Origin of the sequence: Kribbella albertanoniae (assembly GCF_004348455.1) — a bacterium.
Lineage (GTDB): Bacteria > Actinomycetota > Actinomycetes > Propionibacteriales > Kribbellaceae > Kribbella > Kribbella albertanoniae.
On record NZ_SMKA01000422.1, the window covers coordinates 1 to 4679 of the forward strand.

Consider the following 4679-nt stretch of genomic DNA (forward strand, 5'->3'; position numbering starts at 1 on the left):
TGGTTGGGGTGACGTACTAACAGTTCTTGTGTACGGCGGCGTGCGTAGCATGCGGGGGTGAGCTATCCGAGGACTGGTGGCAGGGTGGGTGGGGCTCCGGACTTCCCTGAGGTTGAGGGGGAGGTGCTGGCGTTCTGGGAGGCGGATGACACGTTCCGTGGGTCCATTGAGCGGCGGACCACGGCGGAGTTCGTCTTCTACGACGGGCCTCCGTTCGCCAATGGGTTGCCGCATTACGGGCATCTGCTGACGGGGTACGTGAAGGACCTGGTGCCGCGGTACCAGACCATGCGGGGTTTCCGGGTGGAGCGGCGGTTCGGGTGGGATACGCATGGATTGCCGGCCGAGTTGGAGGCTCAGCGGGTGCTGGGGCTGAAGACGAAGGCGGAGATCCTCGAGCTGGGGATCGAGAAGTTCAACGCGACCTGCCGGGAAGCGGTGCTGAAGTACACCGACGAGTGGCGGAGTTATGTCACTCGGCAGGCGCGGTGGGTGGATTTCGACAATGACTACAAGACGCTCAGTCCTGACTACATGGAGTCGGTGATCTGGGCGTTCAAGACGTTGTACGACAAGGGGCTGGTGTACGAAGGCCTCCGCGTCCTCCCGTACTGCTGGAACGACGAGACCCCGCTGTCCAACCACGAACTACGGATGGACGACGACGTCTATCAGCAGCGGCAGGACCCCTCGATCACGATTGCGGTCGAGCTCGAGACCGGCGAACGGCTGCTCGCCTGGACGACCACCCCGTGGACCCTGCCGAGCAACCTCGCGATGGCGGTCGGCCCCGACCTCGACTACGTGGTGGTGAACGACGCCGAAGGCCGACCCACGATCCTCGCCGAGGCCCGACTCCAGGCCTATGGATTCACTGACGTCATCAAAAGGTTCAAGGGCAGCGAGCTGATCGGCAAGCATTACACCCCACTCTTCGACTTCTTCGCCGACACCCCGAACGCCTTCCAGATCATCGCGGCCGAACACGTCACCACCGAGGACGGCACTGGCGTCGTACACATGGCCCCCGCGTACGGCGAGGAGGACCAGCTGGCCTGTGATGCCGTCGGAATCCCCACGATCCTGACCGTGGACGACGGCGCCCGGTTCACGAGCGTGGTCCCGCCGTACCAGGGTCTGCACGTCTTCGAGGCGAACCGCCCGATCATCCGCGACCTGAAATCAAAGGGCGCCCTGATTCGCGAAGACAGTTACGTGCACAGCTACCCGCACTGCTGGCGATGCCGGAATCCCCTGATCTACAAGGCGGTTTCGAGCTGGTTCGTCGAGGTGACCCGGCTTCGCGACCGGATGGTCGAGCTGAACGAGGACATCACCTGGACCCCGGAACACGTGAAGCACGGCCAGTTCGGCAAGTGGCTGAGCAACGCCCGGGACTGGTCGATCAGCCGGAACCGCTTCTGGGGCAGCCCGATCCCCGTCTGGCGTTCCGACGACGCACAGTACCCGCGGATCGATGTGTACGGCTCGATCGCCGAGCTGGAGCGTGATTTCGGGGTCGAGGTCAAGGACCTGCACCGCCCGTACGTCGACCTGCTGACCCGGCCGAATCCCGACGACCCGACCGGGAAGTCGACGATGCGCCGGGTGCCCGACGTACTGGATGTGTGGTTCGACTCGGGGTCGATGAGTTTCGCGCAGGTGCATTATCCGTTCGAGAACACGGACTGGTTCGAGAACCACTTCCCGGGCGACTTCATCGTCGAGTACATCGGGCAGACGCGGGGCTGGTTCTACACGATGCACATCCTCGCGACGGCGTTGTTCGATCGGCCGGCGTTCAAGTCGGTTCTGAGCCACGGGATCGTGCTCGGCAGCGACGGGCAGAAGATGAGCAAGTCGCTGCGCAACTACCCGGACGTGCGCGAGGTGTTCGATCGGGACGGCGCGGATGCGATGCGCTGGTTCCTGATGTCGAGCCCGATCCTGCGGGGTGGGAATCTGATCGTCACCGAGGAGGGCATCCGCGAGGGCGTCCGGCAGGTGCTGATCCCGCTCTGGAACGCGTGGTCCTTCTTCGCCCTCTACGCGAACGCGGCCGGTATCGAGGGGCAGGCGATCACGCAGCCGACGGATCTGCTGGATCGCTACCTGCTGGCTCGGTTGCGGCTGTTTGTCACGGATGTGCAGGAGAAGCTGGATCGGTACGACATCGCTTCGGCTTGTGACGCAGTCAGCGAGTACGTCGATGTGCTCACGAACTGGTATATCCGGCGTTCCCGCGATCGCTTCTGGGCGGGTGAGCAGGCGGCGATCGACACGCTGTACACGGCGCTCGAGACGCTCTGTCGGGCGGTCGCGCCGCTACTGCCGTTGGTTGCCGAAGACATCTGGCGCGGGCTGACGGGGGAGCGGTCGGTGCACCTGACCGACTGGCCGACCGTCGGAGATCTGCCGGACGATCCGGAGCTGGTGGTGCAGATGGAGCGCGCCCGCGAGGTGTGTTCGGTCGCGTCCGCGATCCGGAAGGCGACCGGGATCCGGGCGAGGCAGCCGCTGGAGAAGTTGACCGTGGCAACAGCTGCCGACCTGCAGGCGCTGACGGGGTTGATCGCTGCTGAGGTGAACGTCCGCGAGGTGGTGCTGACCTCGGTGGACGCGGTCGACGCACCCGTGTCGCAACGGATCGTGGTGAACGCGCGGGCCGCGGGACCTCGGTTGGGTAAGGCCGTGCAGGCGGCGATCAAGGCGTCGAAGGCCGGCGACTGGTCCGAGTCCGCAGACGGTGTGGTGGTTGCCGGGGGCATCGAGCTGGTCGAGGGCGAGTACACGCTGGAGACGACGCTGGCCGCGTCGGGCGGGTCGAGTGGGCTGTTGCCGGGCGGCGGTTTCGTTGTTCTCGACATGACGATCACTCCGGAGCTCGAAGCCGAGGGTACGGCGCGGGACGTGATCCGCTCGATCCAGCAGGCGCGGCGGGATTCGGGGCTCGAGGTGACCGACCGCATCCGGCTGACGGTGACCGCGGAACCTGCGGTGGCCCAAGCCGTCGAGACGCATCGGGAGCTGATCATGCGCGAGACGCTGGCCACCGACCTCGCCGTACAAGAGGGCTCTGAACTGGAGATTGACCTCAGGTCCTAATGTTGCGCTCATGGAGACGCGGAAGCTGGGACGGACCGGTCGGGATGTAGGCGTGGTCGGGCTCGGTGCCTGGCAGTTGGGCGCCGACTGGGGGTCGGTGGACGAGAGCCAGGCGCTCGCCGTACTGCGGTCTGCGGTGGAGGGTGGCGTGACCTTCATCGACACCGCCGACGTGTACGGCGATGGCCGGAGCGAGCGGCTGGTCGGGCAGATCCTGAAGGAACATGAAGGGCTGACGGTCGCGACCAAGATGGGGCGCCGGGTCGAGCAGCTCCCGGAGAACTACAACCCGGCCAACTTCCGCGCCTGGAACGACCGCTCCCGGCAGAACCTCGGTGTCGACACCATCGACCTGGTTCAGCTGCACTGCCCGCCGACTCCGGTCTACTCGACCGACGCGGTCTTCGACGATCTCGACGCGATGGTCGACGAGGGCCGGATCGCGGCGTACGGCGTGAGTGTGGAAACCTGCGCCGAGGCGCTCACCGCGATCGCCCGGCCGAACGTGGCCAGCGTCCAGATCATCCTGAACGCGCTCCGCTTGAAGCCCCTCGACGAGGTCCTCCCCGCGGCCCAGGAGGCGGGCGTCGGCATCATCGCCCGCGTCCCGCTCGCCAGCGGCCTGCTCTCCGGCAAGTACGACGAGAACACCGTCTTCGCCGCCGACGACCACCGCACCTACAACCGGCACGGCGAGGCCTTCGATGTCGGCGAGACCTTCTCCGGCGTCGACTTCGGTACGGGCCTCGAAGCCGTCCGCCGCCTGATGCCCTGGCTCCCCGCCGGCGCCACCATGGCCCAGTTCGCCCTCCGCTGGATCATCGACCAGCCCGGCGTCTCCGTAGTGATCCCCGGCGCCCGCAACCCCCAGCAGGTCGCCGGCAACGTCGCAGCAGCCGCCCTCCCCGAACTCACCACCGACCAGCAAACCGCCGTACAGGAAATCTACGACGAGCTGATCCGCCCCCAAATCCACACCCGCTGGTAGCTCAGGCCGCCGCCACGGCAAGGATCGTGCTGATGACGCCCGAGAGAATGGCGACGATCGTGCTCAGCGTCGCCAGGATCTTGCCGCCGCTGGCCCACAACCCCTTGTTCAGCTCCCGCCAGCGGCGTGGCACGACGGCGAACTTGAGCTTCTGCCATTTGTGCTGGCGATAGCTGCAACCCATCATGATCCCGCTCGCGTTGTTGCGGCAGAGCTGGCCCGCCCGGGTCTCGGCGCCGCAGAACACCGGCGCCTGGAACAGGAAGTACGCCGTGACCAGGGTCCACGCGAGCCCGAGCACGACGGGGCCGAGCCGCCAGGTCCAAGCGGTGGTGATCAGTGCGATGAACAGCAGGTAGCCCCAGTATCTTCTGATTCCCCTCATGTTCACCCAGTATCACCAAGTCGTCACTCTCTGAAACCATCCAGCATCTGGACACAGCGGGCGCTCGTCCGGATGGGCCGGTCGCGCCAACTACCTTTGGTGGTGTGTTGATCATTGACCAGGCGACGTACGAGGCGATCCTTGCGCATGCGCGGCGGGATCATCCGGACGAGGCTTGTGGGGTGGTGACCGGGCCGGAGG

General features: G+C 66.0%; 4 protein-coding genes. 3 read left to right on the plus strand and 1 reads right to left on the minus strand.

Translation table 11 applies throughout. The annotated features are described in order from the left end of the window. Positions 1 to 57: 57 nt before the first annotated feature. A complete protein-coding gene (ileS, locus tag E1261_RS43230) occupies positions 58 to 3105 on the plus strand; it encodes an isoleucine--tRNA ligase (protein WP_132415923.1) in 3048 nt (1015 codons plus the stop codon). 10 nt (positions 3106 to 3115) lie between these two features. Further along, positions 3116 to 4093, plus strand: coding sequence for an aldo/keto reductase (locus E1261_RS43235; protein WP_132415925.1), 978 nt, complete (start codon positions 3116 to 3118; stop codon positions 4091 to 4093). Between the two features lies 1 nt (position 4094). On the opposite strand, the gene E1261_RS43240 is transcribed toward E1261_RS43235, so the two are convergent. Then, positions 4095 to 4478: a hypothetical protein gene (locus E1261_RS43240; RefSeq protein WP_132415927.1), complete on the minus strand. Its 384-nt coding sequence runs from the start codon at positions 4476 to 4478 to the stop codon at positions 4095 to 4097. A gap of 104 nt (positions 4479 to 4582) precedes the next feature. Between E1261_RS43240 and E1261_RS43245 the strand changes: the two genes are divergently transcribed. Beyond that, a partial coding sequence (locus E1261_RS43245; RefSeq protein ID WP_202875463.1) for a Mov34/MPN/PAD-1 family protein occupies positions 4583 to 4679 on the plus strand: 97 nt, incomplete at its 3' end.